Genomic DNA, 17,064 nt, shown 5'->3' on the forward strand with positions numbered 1-17,064 from the left:
TCAGCTAAGGGCATGCGGTCAACATTCCCTGCACAAACAGGAAATCCACGAGTTGTTGCAGGTCGGAGATATCCACCGAACCGACGCCGTCGACATTATTCTCATCCGGACAGTAGGACAGGGACTGGCCTTGAAAGAGGAACTCGACGATTGCGGTGAGGTCGGAGATATCGACAATGTCCTGAAAGTCGCCGTCCGTATTGCCGCGCGTGCCGGTGCAGCAGGGCACTTCGGTCCACCCGGAGAGGCGAGCCAATAGCCACCAGAACGCCTTCCCTTTCTGATAGCAATTGAAACAGTGCGAGTGTGCACAACCGGCGCAATCCGGGCAGGCGTTGGTGGCGCACCAATCCGCGCACCACGCGCAGGCGTCAGACTCATACGGATAATAGGTGCCATCTGGTGAATAGCTTTCGATATCGGCGAAGTCGAACAGCACCTTGCCGTTCTGAAGGCAGTAATTCCTGATCTGGTTGTTGCGAACGTACAGGTTGCCGGCAGGCCCACCGCCATCAAGGTGTCCTGTCATGTAGACGAATACAACGCCCGGATATTCCTGTTCCAGGCCGTCCATGGCGTCCAAATAGGCGGCGGTTCCGGCCGAATCATTGTCTGACTGACCTCCGCACCAGGACCACATCACCACATTGATGGTATTTCCTGGTTGATCGAGACGTTGCCGGGTGATTGGCACCCAGGAGGTGTCTCCCATTGTCCCTAAGTCATCCCCGTACTCAAAGACAGTCAGAGTTCCGGTTCCCGCGTTGAACGCATACAGCGTGTCCTCGGCGAGCAACATCTGCATGCCGGTCAGGATCTGGCTTCCGTGCGACGTGTGGCCATAGAACAGAGTGAAGCTGCTTCGGGCGGTTCGGATCACGTCCGGCGGGATGGCGACGAATCGCTGCGAGGCCAGATGATCGGCGGTCAACGGCTCTGACCGTGCTATCGGTGCTACCAGCAGGAATGTCAACAATGTGATGGCCATAAGTTTGAAGACTGAATCACGGGTGCGGGGCATGTTCGACTCCTATCATTGTGAGGCGTGTAGGCGCAATATATACCATGCACTCTACGTTCTGTCAATCGATTTGGGTCGATCCGAAAAGCGTTCGCCGAGGGCCCGAATTATGCTGTTTCGCGCGGGTGGTCTTTTGAGTAGATTCTGCGCGAGAACAGAACTATGGACATCATCGGAAAACTCGCATCGCTTGTTCCACATGACCGGATCTCCACCCACTCGGACCACCTTGCTGTCGCCTCTCACGATGAGTCATCATTGGCACCGGTAACACCGCGCGCGGTTGTCTGGTCTATGAATGCGGCTGAGGTTTCGGCAATAATTCGTGCCTGCATCGAAGACAACACCCCCATTACCACGCGTGGCGCGGGTTCGGCATTGGAGGGGTCGACCATTCCGCTGGCGGAGGGAATTGTGCTCGATCTCAGCCGGATGACAAACGTGCTCAATATCTGGCCGGAGGATTTGCAGTGCGAGGTCGAGCCGGGTGTAATCTACGACCATCTGAACAATCGGCTAAAGCGTGACGGGCTCTTCTTCCCTCCGTCCCCCGGCGGCTCCGGGGATATTGCGACGGTCGGCGGGATGGTAGCTACTAATGCGAGCGGCATTTACTCGGTGAAATACGGCGGCACGCGCGAATATATTCTGGCGCTCGAAATTGTGACGGGTACCGGTGAGATACTGCGCCTTGGCAACCGCGCCGTCAAACGATCAAGCGGGTACAATCTGGTTGAACTGATCGCCGGATCTGAGGGGACATTGGCAGTCATTACCGCCATCACGATGAAACTGTCCGGTATCCCTGAGGACCGCCTGCAAACGGCGTTTCGATTTGACACCGAAGTGGCCGCCGCAAGGGCTGTCTCAGAAATGCGACGGTACGGGCTGGACCTGGCCGCCGTCGAATTCTTGGACCGTCGTCTGCTAACCGCGCTCAACAAGCTCAAGGGGTACAACTTGGCGGAAGTCCCCTGTTTATTTCTTGAGTTTCACGGACCCAGACCTGTCCTTGATTCCAACAGTGAGGCGGCCGAGAACATCTGTTCAGAATTAGGCGGTACGCATCTCGTCCTTGCCGAAGGTCACCGTCCGTGGGAGATCCGCCACTGGGCCACTGATGCCATTAAGCACTGGAAACCCGGCTACAGCATCATTCGGAATGACATCGCCTTTCCTATCTCCAAACTGCCGGAAATGGTCGACTATTGCCACCAGTTGGGGGACGAAAACGGGATTGAGATATTCACATTCGGTCATGTCGGACTGGGTCTTTTGCATGCTCTAATGGTAGCAGACAAGACGGACACTGTCATGTGGCAACGTGCAATGGATATTAACAAGAGCATCATTGAAAAGACCATTGGCGTCGGTGGCACGATCTCCGGCGAGCACGGCATCGGACTTGGCCACAAGGATCAGTTCGAACTTGAGCATGGCCGTTCGGTCGAGTTAATGCGTGCCATCAAACGCCAATTCGACCCGCACAACATTCTTAACCCGGGCAAGATATTCGACGTCTGACGTTGCGCGTCAAACTATCTGACAAATCAGATTCATTTCCTCCAGACAACGTTTCGGCCACACTGTTAGCTCGGTCCATAATCCTCGTCGAACCCCCACTAAGAGGCTATCAGGGAGCATGTTTGTCTACCTTATTATCCATAACCAATTGTGCAACAAAATCTTTTGCCAGTCACCAATAAGGCATACGTGTCAGTACGTATTGAGGTATTTAACCTCATAAAACACAACGACTTTTGTCTCAGGAATGAGTTTTTCTGCCGATATAGAGGTAGTGAGAAATGACACTATCATGACAAAAATATAGAGGTATAGAATGGGACAAAGACAACTATGGGCAGCGCTTACGATCGGCTGGCTCATTGTTTTCCTGGCTACCCCGGCCTCAGTGCTGCGGGCGGCGTCGCTTTCGGAGGGACCCGACGATGCCACCTGCCTGGGTTGCCATGATGGCTACGACAAATCGCTCGACAGCACACCGCATCGCCTCAGTTCCCAGATTAAGAATCCGTCTGCAGCGGTTGCGTGTGTGAGTTGCCACGCCGGGGGCGCCGTTCATGCCGAAGACCCGAGCGCGGCCAATATCTCCAATCCTTCCCGCCTTGTCGGGCATGACGCGGTCAAGGCATGCGCAAGCTGCCATCAAGCACATCGCGAACTCGACAACTACGGGTTCGACGCTCACGCCGTTCAGGAGACCAATTGCGCGTCGTGCCACAAAGTGCACAACGCCGCTGCAATGTCGTCACTGCGAGACAATGATGCAGCATTTTGTGGATCGTGTCATACGGAATCGGCCACCATGTTGTCCCGCCGGTCCAACCATCCGGTTCGCCAAGGCGCGATGTCCTGCCTCAGTTGCCACCAGTTTGCGAAGCGGTCAGATCGCAACCAGGCGTATGACTTGAACCGGGTCTGTCAAGACTGCCATCCTGAACAATCAGGGCCGTTTCCGAATGAACATGCCGTGGCGACATCGTACTCGGTAGAGGGGGGCGGCTGCGTTGAATGTCATAACCCACACGGCAGCGAAAATGACCACCTGCTCAAGCAGTCCGGCAACCGGCTCTGCCAACAGTGTCATGTGGTGCCGGGGCACCAGACCGCCCACAGCGGCGCGTACGCCAACTATGACTGCGTGGTCTGTCACACCGACACCCATGGGTCGTTCCAGGACTGGCGGTTTCTTGATCGCGATCTGGGCGCAAAACTCGGCGATGGCAGTTGCTACTGCCACAGCCTGAATTGAGAGGACGGCACACTATGAAAAAGCTGATCAACAGAGCGATTCTTCAAGTGCTGACCGTGCTCTCCGTGGCGGGGACCGCCCAGTCGGCAGGTCAGGGATCCGGCAACGTGACGCTGGGGTACACCTTCTTCGATGAGGAAGGGAGTCTGGCGGTCAACCAGGAGACCTACAACACTTATGAAGGGTTCGGCCTGTCGTTGAACCAATGGCGCTACGCGTTCGACAACGGCATGAACCTCAGCGCCCATCTGAACAACATCACGCTCAACAACCGCCGGCTGCGGGCCATGCTTTCCAAGCCCGGTCTGTTTAGCATTGCGGTGCAGAACAATCAGTACCGGCGTGTGTACGATTTCGACGGCAACCGGTTTACGCGTCGTCGCACGACAGGTGCCCAGGCAACATTCCAACCGCATAAAGCTGTGAAGCTGTTCGGCGGTTTTGGCCTGACCGAAAAGTTCGGCAACAACTTCGCCGTGAACGCACCAATTGCCGATACTGTTGTCTCACAGACCGATTACAGTCACTCCAGCTTCAACGTTGGAGCGCAAGGATCGATCCGGCAGGGGTATCTTCGCGCCGAATATCGTCACTTCGCGTTCGACGACAAGACAACAGCCAATTCTGATCGGAATGCCGATAACTTCGTGCTTACGGCTTCAGCCAATCTCCCCCGCTATGATTGGGTCATCGTGTCAGCGGGATATATCTACCGGGTCGACAAGGTCGACGCCTCGACCGTGGAGCTGAAAACGAATCAGGGCTGGGGCGGATTCAAGCTGTACTTACCGAAGCAGGTCGTGGCGGATTATCGCCTGTTGTACGCGGTTAGCGACCATGTGGAGCCAAAACTCACCACCGACAACACTGTTCACACAGTATCGCTTGGCAAGAACTGGCCGCGCTATGGCGGGCTGAGAGTCGGGTATGAGTATCGCCTCAGCGACAATTTCACCAGCAAGACATCGTCCAACGGCTTTCTGGCCAACGGCTGGCTGCGCCCGACCGATCGGCTCAACTTCAATGCTCAGGTAGCAGCTCGTAGCAAGACAGTCAAAGAAGGTGCCACGCTCTTGGGTGATGAGGATATCACGCGTCATCTGGTGAAGGCTGCGTATCGTGACACGCTGTGGGGATCGATCTCAGCGCAGTGGCAGGGACGGGCGCGCAGCAATGACGATATCAACACTAAAGTCGACTATAACACGCTGACGACTTCTCTGACGCTTCAGCGCAAGGAGTACGGTGCGCTGACTTTCATCTACAGCTATTACACCGGAACGTTCGAGAACAGAAGCGACAATGTCGATTACGAGTTTGGTGACCATGTGATTTCCGGAACCGTGTACCCAAGGGGGTATCGCAACTTCACGGGCGACTTCGGTGCCACCTATTATCGCAGCAAGAAGGACAATGATGTTGAAAAGTTCAATCTGAATTTTGGCCTCACATATTCGTTCATGAACGATCATCACCTGGTAGTCAGGTACAACGTGTTCAACTACGATGACTACCTGCTTCGTGATGCCTATTACACCGCGAACATTGTTGAAGTGAATCTTATAAAGGACTTTACGTTTTAAGGAGAGTACTATGAAGTACGGGAAAGTGATCCTCGTCGTCCTTGCCTTGGCGCTGATCGCAGTCTGGGGCTGCGAGCGCAAGGTGGTGAATGAGTACACGAACACGACCGATGCAGCCGGGTGCGTCAATAGTTGCCATAACGACTCTGATGGCGCTCTTCAGCAGGCCGAAGGTGAGTGGCAGAATTCTATCCACGCTTCCGGCAACAACATTGACTATACCAACCGAGGCGGTGGTTCCGATTGCACCAAGTGCCATGATCACCAGGGATTTCTCGATTTTCTGGCGACCGGGACAGTATCCGCCCCTTATTCTAAGGTTAGCGCTATCGGCTGTTTCACCTGCCATGCTCCACACAGTACTTTTACGCTGGAGTTACGCACGGTCGCCCCATACACAATGCCGGCTGGAAACGTATTTGATCACGGCAATGGCAATCTTTGTGTGAACTGTCACCATGTTCGCGACAAAGCTTCTACTATCGTCGCTGCCACCGACAGCTTCACGATTGATACTCGCTGGGGACCGCATCACGGGGCACAGGGTGAAATGGTCAGCGGCACGGGCGGCTATTTATTCGCCGGATATACATACGACAGTGATCCACATGCCAGTGTGGTGCGCGAAGCCTGCGCTGGCTGCCATATGGGGAATGTGCAGACTCATGATGGATATGATGTCGGCGGACACAGTTTCAACATGCGCGCACTCGAAGATTCGACTATCACTATGGTGAAATATTGCTCCAGCGATTCGATCGGCTGCCACGTAACCAAGTGGACGAATTTCGATATGCTTGAAGACTCAGTCGACTATGACGGAGACGGCGAGTTGGAGGGGTGCCAGTCTGAAACTCATGGCATGCTTGATTCACTTGAGGCATTGCTCATTTCCCGCGGCCTTCTTACGTTACAGCAGGGTTCCTATTTGCCAGCTAAGCAAAAGAAGGTCCTTAAGGATGAAGCTGGAGCGGTCTACAACTTCCTTTTGATCGAAGAAGATCGTTCCTTCGGTGTGCACAATTTCGCGTACATGGCCGGGCTTCTGCAATCGTCAATCGAGTATATAGAAAGCACGATGCCGACCTCCAGCAGACCCGATGAGAATCAACTCTATTCATCTCACTGAATCGACCTGAGGAGCAGATAAACTCAATAGCCCCTGCCGCGCGGCGGGGGCTATTTTCATTTTGATCGGCAGAGTATGCCGGAGACCGGACTCGAACCGGTACGCCCCTTAACGGAGCAAGGGATTTTAAGTCCCTGGTGTCTACCAATTTCACCACTCCGGCAATCTTTTCAGGATAATGACTTACGGGCTTTTGCGCCACAGTCTTTTCTGCCTCTGTGACCAATTTGTGACCGGTTGAGAAATCCAACGCCCCAATAGCCTTCCGGCGGTGGCTCGGCGACAGGTGCGCGTAGCGCAACGTCATCGTGATCGTCTTGTGCCCCAACAATTCCTTTACGGTCAGGAGGTCCACGCCCGCCATGACGAGGTGCGAGGCGAAGGTATGGCGCAAATCGTGAAAAGAAAAGTCCTCTAATTTGGCGCGGCGAATCGCGTTGTAGAACGCCGTCTGCATGCTCGTCACCGTCGAGCCGTCCTGCCGCGTGAAGACCTTTCCCGCGGTCGCCGGTAATTCTTGGAGAGCGGCCACGACTGCGTCGGCCATGGGAATTTCCCGCGCCTGTCCATTCTTGGAGTGACGAACGTGGATGATGCGATTCGCTAAGTCGACGTCGTTCCACGCGAGATTGAGGATTTCACTCTTCCGCATGCCGGTGTACAGCGCCACGATCAAAATGGGGCGCAAGTGCAGCGCGGCGGCGGCGAAGAGCCGCCCGATTTCTTCGTGCGTCAGGAAGCGCACGCGGCCCGGCGGTTCGCGGAACAAACGGACCTTCTTGACCGGATTGGCGTCGGCGAATTCCCACGCGACGGCCTTCGAGAACGCGTGCTTCAGGCACGCCAACTCCTTATTCACGCTCGCCGGACCAACCTCCTTGCGGCGGTCAGCCTTGAACTGTTCAATTGTGTGCGGCGTGATGTCCACCAGCCGTTTGCCGCCGAACCACCGCGCCAAGACGACCATGCACCGGTGATCCCGCTCCGCGGACAGCTTGTTCGTGTCGGCGAACTTCAGGTACTCCGCGGCCAAGGTCTCGAACGTGGTCTCCTTCTTCTGCTTCACGTCGAAGAAACGCCCCTCGGCGATCTGCACCTGGCGCTTGGCGAGCGCCCGTTCGGCGACCTTCCGGTTGGAACCAATGGCTTCCCGGTGACGCCTGCCGCCCGCGTAGTAGTCGATGTACCAGGTATCGCCGCGTTTCGTTATAGCCATACTATTGCTTTCACCTCTCTATATGTAATGCGCGACCGCGCCGACGGGCAATGGAAATCCGTCGACGCGGCCACGGTTCTACAGGTTACTCCGGCTGCACCTTGTTCTTCTCAATCCACGCCAGCACGTCCTTCTTGTCGAAGCACACGCGCCTGCCAAAGTGGACGAACGGCAATTCGCGCCGCTGGCTGACCCACGCGTCGATCGTGTACGGACTCAGGCGCAACAGCGCGGCAACCTCGCGCTTCGTCAGGTACTCGCGGTCGTCTTTCATCGGGACCTCCCGCGCGGCCGGAAGAGCGACTCCAGGTCCTGGCAGTTCTCCACCTCGTGCTCAGGCTCCGGCAATACTGCGTGGCGCGCCTCGATGAGGCGATCCACATCAGCGACCGGCAACCCGTATCGCTGCGCGTTGAGGGCGAGCGCGCGCTCGACGTCGGGTTGCCACGCCCGCGCTGGGCGAACGAACGCCGTGGTAATCGGCACGGCGGGACGTTCGCCGATCTTCACGATGGCGTGGCGCTGCGGCTGGAGTTGGAGCGCGGCAATGCGTTTCTCCAGTTCTTCGCCGGGACTGGAGAACGTCCGGCTCGACAACTCCTGCGTCCGCACGTGCTCGTAGAACGGCACCACGGCGCGCGTCCGCGACCGGCCCCGCGCGCGGCTCGTGGACGTCGTGTGCGACGACGTCGACCCGCTCATGGCCGATGACGAGGCGGCAGCCGCGCTGCTCATACTGGAGAGTTCGGACGACTGCAGCACGTCGCCGGTCACCCCGCCGTACGAGAGCCCCTGGCCGTCCGCTGACCCGTCGACGGACGCGAACCCGGCGCCGGTACCCTCGAAGCTGGCCTCGCTGTCACTCTCGCTCATCGCTTCACTCTCGCTCACTGACGAGCCGCGAATGGTGCGCCGACTCTCCTTCGGCAGGAGCAGTGTCCGGTACAGTTCGTCCTTCACGACGTCACCGCGGAATTCCCCCGGGAAGACCTCGCGCGCGAGCAGCGCACAGTCATCGTAGCTGCACCCGAAGACGACCTTCAGGCGGCAGCACGACAGCGCGCCCGCCAGCAGTCGACTCGTGTCGTCCTTCGCGCGCAGCTGCTGGAGGTTCTGGAACGCCAGCGTGAAGAACACCCCGCGCTTCCGCAACGCTTGCAGCGCGTACGTGAAGTCCGGCGACGTGATCTCATCCGCTTCGTCGAGCGCGACGTGAAGCGGGTTTTCCTTCTTGGTCTGCTGCGTCGCATTGTTGCACAAGTGATCGATGGCGAGCATGCTGAGCAACACCTGACACTCGCGCGCCACCTTCACCGGCTGGAGGTTCAGGAGGACGATTTTCCCCTTCGCGCGGATCTCCTGCCAGTCGAGGTTGCACGCCGCGCCACCGACGACCCGACGGATCGGGTCGTTCAGGATGAACTTCGCCGCGCGGTTCAAGGTGCTCTCGATGAGCACCTCCTTGTCCGCGCGGCGCGCGATGGCGTCGAATTCCGCCCACTCCGCGCGCACGAACGGGTTCTCCACCTTCGAAAGCACGTGCTGGCGAAAGCGACCGTCGCTCAGCGAGAGGAAGTGCAGGATATCGGAGAGCGTGTACCCGCCCTCAATGAGCGCAACGAGCGTGGCGCGCTCGCGGCGTTCGAGGCGCGGCTTCACCTGGTCGTCCTGCTCGCGGAACGCCTTGGAGATGGCATGGTACGTTATGCCCGCGTGCGTACTCGACTCGAGTCCGTTCCGCTCGAGGACGTTCAACTGAAACGCGTAGTTGTCGACGGCGTCGTTCGCGTCCAACGCCACAATGTCCCCGCCACGCCCTCGGGCGACGGCATAGTGGAGGCAGTCCCAGTACAGATCACCGTGCGGGTCACCGACCACGACGGGAATCCGGTGGTCGATGCAGAAGCGCACCTTCGCCTTGAGCAGTTCAGATTTGCCCAGCCCGGTTTTCCCACAGATGATTTCGTGCAGGAGCAAGTCCTCGCGCGTGAGGACGACGGGTTTCCCCGTCGTCCGTTCGTGGCCAATGAGGAAGCCGCTCATGACCCACCGTCCTCGCCGCCCTCGTACACGCGGCGGTCGTACTCGCTGATAGACTCGTCCCACAATTCCTCCGGCAAGTCGCGCTTCACCTGCTGGATGAAGGTGGCCCGGTCCAGGGCGGCCTGCGCCGCCTCGGCCCGGAGCTGGTGGCCAATCTCCGCGCGGAGCGACGACCGCGCTTCCAACTGGGCGAGCGAACGCGCGTTGCGCTTCACGATATCCCGGATCGGGTCGACCGGCTTCGGCGGCGTCAGCTGCCGCGCGCGGGCGAGCGACTCGATCATGCCGAGGCGGTGCTGGGCCACGGCGAGCTGGTGGCGGCTCACCGTCTCCCGCGCCTGGACGAACGCGACGGCGGTCTCGGTCCGCTGCCGCACGTGGTCCGTGACGATCTGCCGCCGGATGGCCAGCACCTGCTGAGCATAGCGGAGGGCTTTGCTACTCTTCATCGTCGTCCTCATCGAACGAGATCTGCCGCGCGCTCTCAGCGTAGCTCCGGTCAATGGCCCGCATCTCCCGCCCGAGGTTCTCGAGCACGCGCTGCTCGGGCGACTTGGTGATGTTCTCGACGATTTTGTACGCGCCGTAGGCAGCGCAGCCGAGGAGGACGGTGGCGATCACGCCATCGACGAAACCGTCGTTGTCATTGTCTTCGTTATTATGATTCGACATGGTTATCTTCTTTCATGCGTTTGCGATTTGCGATGAACCTCAGCGTCATGGACGTGAGGGCGAAGCTGCAGAGACCGAGTTTGACGAGCGGAGCCACAGGCGCGAAGCTCGCCACGAAGAGGGCGAGCACTTCGGCCACAGTAGCCGCGAAGTCAATGAGGGCTTTGACATTTTCGTTCATAGTGTGGTACCCTCGAATTCTCATTTGTGTTTGCACGGTCATGCGCCGGACCAAATCAGACTGGCGTATGCCGCAATACCACCCTGCCGACTGCGAACCCTGCCAAATACAGGGATTCCGGTCGGTGGGTTTTCACATTCGGCGGGAGCGGCAGTCCGAGGGGACTACAAAGCCGCACGCAATGTGCGTATTCGCAATACTATGATTTTGAACATGTGCTGTTTGTCCACCAGCACATTGCAATCGAGGTGGGACCGCTCATAACACGGGCCCGATGAGGGAAAACTATGTCCTGCGCTAATATTTCTTCTGGTGATTGAATGTCAAGCGGAAATTTCCGGTCAGTCCAAAAATGTGCAGAATCTATACACGTGCGGAGCGCGCATAGTCGTGGATTATGAGTTCGCGTTAACTCGCGAGATCGAGGAGTTTACGCCGCGCATCCGCTGAAGCCGTAGACAACCACGCCGAATCCAATATTGTGGTCACCTGCTGCAGGTCAAAATCCACTTCGGCGGTGCAAAATAGGAAGCGACCTCTCGAGTCAGAGACTTCTCTCACCGCGTCCATCATATTTCGCTGCCGCACGCGCGCGGGATCGTCGCCAGCGCCGCTCCGCCGTAAGTCTTCGGGGCTCGCGCGAGTAACGAACAGCACCTGAAAGGTTAGCGGCGCATGGGCCTCAATCGCCGCTCGATTGGCCGCTTTAATGTCGTTCCAGTTCTCAACCACGAATCGCAAGTTCGCTGTGTCCGCCGTATCTCCAGCGTATGTGTATCGCCGCCGGTGCAGTCCTTCACTGAGGTAGCGTTCGTACCCAAAGGCTTTCTTGCTAATACGCTTCAAATCCATCGTTCCCGTGTCGTACTCAAGAAAGTAGTGCGACAACGTCGTCCGGCCGTTTGCCGTGCGAACAATTAGGCTGAACAGAGCATCCGGCACGACCGGAACGATTTCTTCCTTACCGTCCACGTCGACGATCACGCGATCATTGAGGCCACCCTGCAGCCACGTTCCAATTGATACTTTACTCTCCGTCCCGCGACACGCCAGTTCGAGGCAGGCTCGGAAATGCGATATCCCTAACTCGTGCCGTAAGAAGAACGACGTGACGGCGTTCTTCGCTAGTACCGCCTTGAACTGGCGGGGCGTTAGACCCGTCCGTTCCGCCAAGACGTCGGCTGCCGCCGGACCGACAGCGTACACCATGGGACGCTCCGTGCGATGCCCCCGGCCCACCGGCTCATCCCGCAAGTGCTGCCACACGAGGTACCCGTGCTCGCGCAGCTTCTGGCACCGGGCGCGGAGCCCGGACAAGCCGAAGCCGTACGACCGACCCTCTTTCGGCGGCTCCTGCAAGAGCGCGTGTAGCAAATCCACGCTGACGTACCGATACTCATAGGTGAGCCACAGAATTTCCCGATCTCGGTCGTTCGGCGTGAAGGGCTTCGCTCGGCGCATAGTCTCCTCGCTGTTTGCGTTCGGCAGAAATTTACGCCGGGGAACAGAATTGTGCATCAGAAGCAATCCAAACTGCTCCAAGTGCATCCAAAACAAATGAGAATTCTGGAACCTCACTGCTTCTCTCTGCATCGGTATTTCGCGCGCGTTCGTCGGCGGCCGTGTGGCTCCGCGCCGCGGTCCGGCAACGGACAGGCGGCGCGGGAACCCCGCCCCTCCATTCCAGGGTGTTCGCCACACGCGACCGCCCGACTGCCGTCTATTTCGTCGCGGCCCGGAAGCGGTCACCCCTGCAAAGGATTGTCACCGCTGGAGGGCTGCCGACCGAAGCCGAGCCGCCGCATACCGACATAGTGGAGGGCCTGCGGCGGCGGGGTCGCCCATGGTGGGCGACCGGCGGAGCCGACACCTTTCGCGGTCCCTCCCGCGACTAACCGAAGCCACATACTATCGTCGCGGGAGGAAGAAAGGTGTCGGGGAATAGACGGCAGTCGGGCGGCGAAGCGAACGACATCCCGACAGTGGGACAAGGAGTTCCGGGCGCATAAAAGTGGAAGCATTCTCTACGGGAATCCACCACCACTTTTTGCGGTGGTCCGCTGCGATTTTGGCGGACCACGTTACACTGGAGGGATGGAGTGGAGTGCCGCTGACCGACGAACGCGCGCTTTCTTGGCCGTCGAATAGCACTTGCTGCCGACGGCACTACAAACACCAACAGAAAAATCAACAGCCAACAGACTGCTCCCGCACCCGGCAGACGAGGGTCGCCCTCGTCCGCCGAGCCCGTATCGCCATTAGCGCGCTCCGGCGTCCGGTTCGCTCACCGGTGGTTTACCGGGAACGATCGGGAGCGCGACGGGAGGGGGCGCGGGAAACGGTCGCGCCGTCTGCACTGCTCCGTCCGGGCCGATGGTCTGGAAGATGGGCGCGAGCAGGCGTTCGGGATGCGTGAGCGAGTAGCGGTTGAAGCACGACAGCGCAATGAGGTCGAGCCGTCGCTGCGCGCCCTGCAGCCCGCGGAGAGCGTCGAGCATGTGGGCAAGGCGTTTCTCCGTGGTGGTGACGTAGAGGATGCGGAACGACAGGATGCCGAGCTTCGCGCTCGCCGCTCGCGACTGCCAGAGGTTGAGGTACGCGAGGAACTTCGCGCGCAACCGACCCAAGTCAGTGGTCCCGCGATCCACCTCCAAGCAGTAGTGGAACTCTCGGCCGTCCGCCGCGAGCGTGAAGAAGCCGTCCGGCACAATCGGGACAACTCTCATGCCGTGGTTCACGGCGACCGGCTGCCCGAAGCGGAACGCCTTCCCCGACTGCCAACGCGCGAACCTCAGGCCGGTGCGGTGGCGGAGCGCCAGCGCCAGTCCGACCCGAAAGTCGATGATGCGCAAGCTATGCTCGCCGACGCTCGCGCGCGACCGCGAGGTCGTCTTCGCGTTACCGCTCGCAAACTGCGCCCCGGCGCGTCCGAGCGTGTACAGGAACGCCGCTGACCCCTCGCCCATGCGGACGGGCCGAACGTGCCGCCGAAGAAAGCCGTGCTGCCAGAGGCGGCGCAGGCGCTTCCGGGCGCGGCTCGCCGACGGGAAGCAGAGCGCGCGCACGTGATCCGTGGTGAGTACCCCGTACTCGGCGACCGTGCGCAGGAGACCCCGGTCGCGCTCGGTGAGCGCCATGGGCGGCTGCTTCCTCCGGGTTGTGCGGTGGTGTCGTGCGTGCATAGGAATCAGGGAGTGATTGCCTCGGTCATCGAGAGGAAGGCGACGCCGGTGGCGACGGCGCTGAACATGCGGAGCGCGTAGCGCTCCGGTCGGCCGCCCGGCGTCGGCAGGCGTGGCTCTAAGTGCGGGTACCGCGAGCAGAGCGCACGCGCTACCATGCGCTTCGTGGCCGTGGCGTCATGCGCAACTGCGCGTTTGGCCGCGTCCCACGCAATGCGGGAAACGGCCACGTTGCGTTTCGCCAAGAGTGCATCCAGCGTCCCCAGGATTTTCGCGACGCCCGCGGCGTCCGCGTGCGCGCCCGGTAGGGCGTCCGTGATTGCCACGTGGCGCGGTTGCCACTCGTCGAGCAGGCGCACGAGGACGCGCTCCAGCACGGCGAGGCGGGACTGCCCGGGTCGCGGTCGCCGGAGCGACTTCACCTGGCAGTCTTCCAACTGGCCCGCGCGGAAGAGCGCGACGCCGAGTTCGCGGATGCCCGGATCAAGGGCGAGGAGCGTGTGGACGGTGGTCATAGGCGTGGAGGATGAAGAGGAAAAGTGCCCGGCGGGATTTCTTCACCTGGTCGGCTGGCACCGCCATCGCCTCGCGGAACGCGCGGTACACGACGCTGCGGTCGTGGTTCCCGCAGATCTGCCGGTAGAGCGAGAGCCGCGCGATGTCGCCGAAGCGCACGGCGATTTCGAGGGCGAGTGCGTCCGCCGCGGTGCGCGGCGCAAAGGGTGCTGGGGCGTGGGTCGTCATAGGGGCTTCTTCGCGGGCATCGCCTGGCGTTCCGTGATCACACGGCGGTGGTGCTTGAGCCGCTCCAGGTAGAGGACTTCCACCGGCACTTTGAGAACCGCCGCGAGCTTCAACAGGTTGTCGAGCGTCGGGACCTTGCGACCGTGTTCCCAGTGCGCGAGGTGCGCCGGACTCGATAAGCCGAGCGCGTGCGCGACCTGGTACAGCTTCAGGTTGGCGCGGCGGCGGTAGTAGCGAATGGCGTTTGGTGTGGGGCGGGGCATGGTGACAAGGCATTTGGTGAACGTGCGTGGAGCGTACGCGAGGGCACGGATCGGCTCAATTGCCGGGAAGAGCAACTCGCGGTGGATATCAGGGCGGAACATCGGTGGGAGACTACCGATTCCCTCAGCAACCGAAGAAAAACCGAAGATGGTGGATAAAAAAATACTCCTCTGCAGGTAGTGTCGCAAAAGAGCCGTCCGTTCGACCGAGATTTCCCCTCCGAGTCGAGCCACCATACCGCACGACCCGCCGGTCTGCAAGTCACAGGTTTTCCACAGCGCATTGCCTCGGGAAATGCGGTTTTCCCCGCTAGGCGAGCGCGAGCGGTCGGCGTACGGTGGAACGCATGCCGCTCCAGCAACCGCACATCGACGAACTCAAGCGAATCTACCGCGCAGACTTCGGTCGTGACATTTCCGACGCAGATGCGTGGGCGATGGGCACGCGCCTCATCGCCCTGACGCGGCTCCTGCTCGCGTCTACCAGCGTACTTCACTCAGAGCGTCGCGGTGAAGATGGTCCCGGACGTGCCGACGCCCACGAGCACCTGCCCGCTCCACGCGAGGTCTCGGATTGAGAGCGTCGCCGGGTCGTTGCCGATCTTCGTCCACGTCGCGCCGTCTAGAGAGCGGTAGGTCTCGGCTCCGGCGACAATCCACGCCGTTCCCGCCCAGGCGACGGCACTGCCGAAGGCCCCGGGCAGCGTCGCCGGCGTCCACGTCTCGCCGGTCGTCGACCGGTACGCCTGGCTGCCGCAGACGAGCAGGAACGCGCTGCCGGACCACGCGACGTCGGAGACTTCTGCCGTCAGTTGCGCCCGTTCGGTCCAGGTGTGGAGGTCGGTGGAACGGAAGATTCGCGGCGTGCTGCCGCCTTCGATGAGAATCCACTGCCCGCCGCCGAAGCAGAAGCGACGGACCGATGACCACGGCATCGTCGCGGCGATTCGGCCCCACGTCGCACCCGTGACCGACGTGTCGACGACGTACTGCCCACCGACGTACGCGCTCGCCGCCAGGTAGGCACCGGACCACGCGACGGCCTCCGGCTGCGCGGTGTACGCGGTCAGTTTTGCGTACGCGTTCCCGTCTACAGACGTGTAGAGTCCCTGCAGCGACCGCGCGACGTACGTCGTCCCGGTCCAGACGACGTCGTGCAGCTGCCCCGTCGCGCCGGGGTACACGTAGGTCGTCGCCGCCCACTGGACCCCGTCGGTTGAGGTGAGACTCGCCACCGTCGTCCCTGCATCCGAGACGCCGACGGTGACGAACGCGGCGTCGCCCCAGCACGCGCCGCGGAGATGGTACGCCACGTCCGCGTGGCGCGCCGTCCAGAACGGCGTCGGTTTCGGCTCCGTGGGTTTGTCCTTGCTGCAGGCCGCCAGCAGGCAGAGCGCGGCGACGCACGCGCTCACGGTCAGAATTCTCCGAGTCCTCATTGCTTCTCCTCCGTTGGTTGCGGGGCATCAGCCCCGAAGATCGTGTGGATGGTTTTCGCGTAATTGCGCAGCATGTCGTCGAGGCTCTCCCGCCCGTAGACGTTCCACGTGGTGGAGACCCGACGATGGCCGAGAATATTCGAGAGCGATTCAATGCTGCCGTTCTCCGCCTTCCACAGGCGGGCGAAGGTGTGGCGGAGCAGGTGGCAGGTGAGCTGTCGGTAGCGGGGGTTCGGGTGCGCAAGCCCTGCGCGCCGACCAGCGTCGGCGACGATGCGGTTGACCTGGCGCGTCGAGAGTCGCTCGCGCTGCCGTGACGCGAAGACGTAGGCGAGCGGATCGGGACCGCCGATGGCGCACAGTGCCTGCCCGAGCCGCTGCGTCACCGGGATCACCCGCTGCTTGCCGCCTTTGCCGTGCTGCACGACGAGCAGGCGGCGCTCCACGTCGACGTCCGCTACGCGCAGCAGCGTCGCCTCGTGGCGGCGCATTCCCGTTTCAACCAAGAGCCGCAAGAGCGTCTGGTCGCGCGGGCGTGCCCCAGCCGCGATGAGCCGCTGGAGTTCCGACGGCGACAGGCTGAACTCGGCGTTCGTCATCTGCGACGGCACGCGCCCTTCGGGTTTCGACGGCATCCGCTCGACCAACGTCGCACGCACAATCTTCCTCGCAAAAAGTGAGCGTCCCATTCTTGTCAGAGTAGGACACTCCTGCGCTCTCGTAACCGCTTATTCCTTACACATCTAGCGTACCGCCCGCCGCCGGGCCGGTCAAGGCCGCGCGCGGTGGCGCGCCTCACTCGCGCTCATCCCAATCAG

Annotated in this window: 18 protein-coding genes, 1 tRNA gene and 1 pseudogene; 5 read left to right on the forward strand and 15 right to left on the reverse strand. The window is 60.4% G+C overall.

The window, feature by feature from the left end:
• Positions 1-4 precede the first annotated feature (4 nt).
• The gene (locus AB1644_08315; GenBank protein MEW6051046.1) at positions 5-1,021 is read right to left on the reverse strand and encodes a hypothetical protein; all 1,017 of its coding nucleotides are present in this window, start codon (positions 1,019-1,021) and stop codon (positions 5-7) included.
• Positions 1,022-1,183: 162 nt separating this feature from the next.
• Between AB1644_08315 and AB1644_08320 the strand changes: the two genes are divergently transcribed.
• The 4 genes from AB1644_08320 to AB1644_08335 all read left to right on the forward strand — a co-directional run bounded on the left by AB1644_08320 (position 1,184) and on the right by AB1644_08335 (position 6,506).
• Entirely contained in the window at positions 1,184-2,545 is a 1,362-nt protein-coding gene (locus tag AB1644_08320) for an FAD-binding oxidoreductase (protein ID MEW6051047.1), read from the forward strand.
• A 316-nt stretch (positions 2,546-2,861) separates the two neighbouring features.
• Positions 2,862-3,794 carry a cytochrome c3 family protein gene (locus tag AB1644_08325; GenBank protein MEW6051048.1) on the forward strand — a complete coding sequence of 311 codons (933 nt, stop codon included), beginning with the start codon at positions 2,862-2,864 and terminating at the stop codon, positions 3,792-3,794.
• Between the two features lie 14 nt (positions 3,795-3,808).
• Positions 3,809-5,377 carry a hypothetical protein gene (locus tag AB1644_08330; GenBank protein MEW6051049.1) on the forward strand — a complete coding sequence of 523 codons (1,569 nt, stop codon included), beginning with the start codon at positions 3,809-3,811 and terminating at the stop codon, positions 5,375-5,377.
• Positions 5,378-5,387: 10 nt separating this feature from the next.
• Positions 5,388-6,506, forward strand: a complete 1,119-nt coding sequence (locus AB1644_08335) for a hypothetical protein (protein ID MEW6051050.1) — start codon at positions 5,388-5,390, stop codon at positions 6,504-6,506.
• Positions 6,507-6,582: 76 nt separating this feature from the next.
• Here the strand turns inward: AB1644_08335 and AB1644_08340 are convergent.
• A tRNA-Leu gene (locus tag AB1644_08340) sits at positions 6,583-6,669 on the reverse strand.
• Positions 6,670-6,840: 171 nt separating this feature from the next.
• A pseudogene (locus AB1644_08345) lies at positions 6,841-7,194 on the reverse strand (site-specific integrase).
• Between AB1644_08345 and AB1644_08350 the strand changes: the two are divergent.
• Positions 7,097-7,483, forward strand: a complete 387-nt coding sequence (locus AB1644_08350) for a hypothetical protein (protein MEW6051051.1) — start codon at positions 7,097-7,099, stop codon at positions 7,481-7,483. The pseudogene AB1644_08345 and the gene AB1644_08350 sit on opposite strands and share 98 nt — an antisense overlap.
• A 324-nt stretch (positions 7,484-7,807) precedes the next feature.
• Here the strand turns inward: AB1644_08350 and AB1644_08355 are convergent, their stop codons facing one another.
• The 12 genes from AB1644_08355 to AB1644_08410 form a co-directional block, all read right to left on the reverse strand.
• Complete coding sequence (locus tag AB1644_08355; GenBank protein ID MEW6051052.1) at positions 7,808-7,996, reverse strand: helix-turn-helix domain-containing protein; 189 nt, start codon at positions 7,994-7,996, stop codon at positions 7,808-7,810.
• On the reverse strand, positions 7,993-9,765 hold the full coding sequence (locus AB1644_08360) for a type IV secretory system conjugative DNA transfer family protein (protein ID MEW6051053.1): 1,773 nt from the start codon (positions 9,763-9,765) through the stop codon (positions 7,993-7,995). Before AB1644_08360 ends, AB1644_08355 begins: the two co-directional genes overlap by 4 nt.
• Positions 9,762-10,214, reverse strand: a complete 453-nt coding sequence (locus tag AB1644_08365) for a hypothetical protein (GenBank protein MEW6051054.1) — start codon at positions 10,212-10,214, stop codon at positions 9,762-9,764. Before AB1644_08365 ends, AB1644_08360 begins: the two co-directional genes overlap by 4 nt.
• The gene (locus AB1644_08370) at positions 10,204-10,437 is read right to left on the reverse strand and encodes a hypothetical protein (protein ID MEW6051055.1); all 234 of its coding nucleotides are present in this window, start codon (positions 10,435-10,437) and stop codon (positions 10,204-10,206) included. The genes AB1644_08365 and AB1644_08370 overlap by 11 nt, the downstream gene beginning before the upstream one ends.
• Positions 10,424-10,618: a hypothetical protein gene (locus AB1644_08375; GenBank protein ID MEW6051056.1), complete on the reverse strand. Its 195-nt coding sequence runs from the start codon at positions 10,616-10,618 to the stop codon at positions 10,424-10,426. The genes AB1644_08370 and AB1644_08375 overlap by 14 nt, the downstream gene beginning before the upstream one ends.
• A 408-nt stretch (positions 10,619-11,026) precedes the next feature.
• Positions 11,027-12,079: a replication-relaxation family protein gene (locus AB1644_08380; protein ID MEW6051057.1), complete on the reverse strand. Its 1,053-nt coding sequence runs from the start codon at positions 12,077-12,079 to the stop codon at positions 11,027-11,029.
• Between the two features lie 797 nt (positions 12,080-12,876).
• Positions 12,877-13,755, reverse strand: coding sequence for a replication-relaxation family protein (locus tag AB1644_08385; GenBank protein ID MEW6051058.1), 879 nt, complete (start codon positions 13,753-13,755; stop codon positions 12,877-12,879).
• Between the two features lie 50 nt (positions 13,756-13,805).
• Complete coding sequence (locus tag AB1644_08390; protein MEW6051059.1) at positions 13,806-14,315, reverse strand: crossover junction endodeoxyribonuclease RuvC; 510 nt, start codon at positions 14,313-14,315, stop codon at positions 13,806-13,808.
• Entirely contained in the window at positions 14,284-14,544 is a 261-nt protein-coding gene (locus AB1644_08395; protein ID MEW6051060.1) for a hypothetical protein, read from the reverse strand. The genes AB1644_08390 and AB1644_08395 overlap by 32 nt, the downstream gene beginning before the upstream one ends.
• Positions 14,541-15,044 (reverse strand): helix-turn-helix transcriptional regulator, encoded by a 504-nt coding sequence (locus AB1644_08400; protein MEW6051061.1) that lies wholly within the window; start codon positions 15,042-15,044, stop codon positions 14,541-14,543. Before AB1644_08400 ends, AB1644_08395 begins: the two co-directional genes overlap by 4 nt.
• A 260-nt stretch (positions 15,045-15,304) precedes the next feature.
• A complete protein-coding gene (locus AB1644_08405; protein ID MEW6051062.1) occupies positions 15,305-16,246 on the reverse strand; it encodes a hypothetical protein in 942 nt (313 codons plus the stop codon).
• Complete coding sequence (locus tag AB1644_08410) at positions 16,243-16,905, reverse strand: tyrosine-type recombinase/integrase (GenBank protein MEW6051063.1); 663 nt, start codon at positions 16,903-16,905, stop codon at positions 16,243-16,245. The genes AB1644_08405 and AB1644_08410 overlap by 4 nt, the downstream gene beginning before the upstream one ends.
• Positions 16,906-17,064: the final 159 nt, after the last annotated feature.

It is taken from the genome of Candidatus Zixiibacteriota bacterium, from assembly GCA_040753875.1.
In the GTDB taxonomy this organism is placed as follows: Bacteria; Zixibacteria; MSB-5A5; order GN15; family FEB-12; genus DATKJY01.

Bases quoted from the DNA above. Each gene is read 5' to 3' on its own strand.
- AB1644_08315 (MEW6051046.1), bottom strand. From the start codon at position 1,021: ATGCCCCGCACCCGTGATTCAGTCTTCAAACTTATGGCCATCACATTG.
- AB1644_08320 (MEW6051047.1), top strand. From the start codon at position 1,184: ATGGACATCATCGGAAAACTCGCATCGCTTGTTCCACATGACCGGATC.
- AB1644_08325 (MEW6051048.1), top strand. From the start codon at position 2,862: ATGGGACAAAGACAACTATGGGCAGCGCTTACGATCGGCTGGCTCATT.
- AB1644_08330 (MEW6051049.1), top strand. From the start codon at position 3,809: ATGAAAAAGCTGATCAACAGAGCGATTCTTCAAGTGCTGACCGTGCTC.
- AB1644_08335 (MEW6051050.1), top strand. From the start codon at position 5,388: ATGAAGTACGGGAAAGTGATCCTCGTCGTCCTTGCCTTGGCGCTGATC.
- AB1644_08350 (MEW6051051.1), top strand. From the start codon at position 7,097: ATGATGCGATTCGCTAAGTCGACGTCGTTCCACGCGAGATTGAGGATT.
- AB1644_08355 (MEW6051052.1), bottom strand. From the start codon at position 7,996: ATGAAAGACGACCGCGAGTACCTGACGAAGCGCGAGGTTGCCGCGCTG.
- AB1644_08360 (MEW6051053.1), bottom strand. From the start codon at position 9,765: ATGAGCGGCTTCCTCATTGGCCACGAACGGACGACGGGGAAACCCGTC.
- AB1644_08365 (MEW6051054.1), bottom strand. From the start codon at position 10,214: ATGAAGAGTAGCAAAGCCCTCCGCTATGCTCAGCAGGTGCTGGCCATC.
- AB1644_08370 (MEW6051055.1), bottom strand. From the start codon at position 10,437: ATGTCGAATCATAATAACGAAGACAATGACAACGACGGTTTCGTCGAT.
- AB1644_08375 (MEW6051056.1), bottom strand. From the start codon at position 10,618: ATGAACGAAAATGTCAAAGCCCTCATTGACTTCGCGGCTACTGTGGCC.
- AB1644_08380 (MEW6051057.1), bottom strand. From the start codon at position 12,079: ATGCGCCGAGCGAAGCCCTTCACGCCGAACGACCGAGATCGGGAAATT.
- AB1644_08385 (MEW6051058.1), bottom strand. From the start codon at position 13,755: ATGGCGCTCACCGAGCGCGACCGGGGTCTCCTGCGCACGGTCGCCGAG.
- AB1644_08390 (MEW6051059.1), bottom strand. From the start codon at position 14,315: ATGACCACCGTCCACACGCTCCTCGCCCTTGATCCGGGCATCCGCGAA.
- AB1644_08395 (MEW6051060.1), bottom strand. From the start codon at position 14,544: ATGACGACCCACGCCCCAGCACCCTTTGCGCCGCGCACCGCGGCGGAC.
- AB1644_08400 (MEW6051061.1), bottom strand. From the start codon at position 15,044: ATGGTGGCTCGACTCGGAGGGGAAATCTCGGTCGAACGGACGGCTCTT.
- AB1644_08405 (MEW6051062.1), bottom strand. From the start codon at position 16,246: ATGAGGACTCGGAGAATTCTGACCGTGAGCGCGTGCGTCGCCGCGCTC.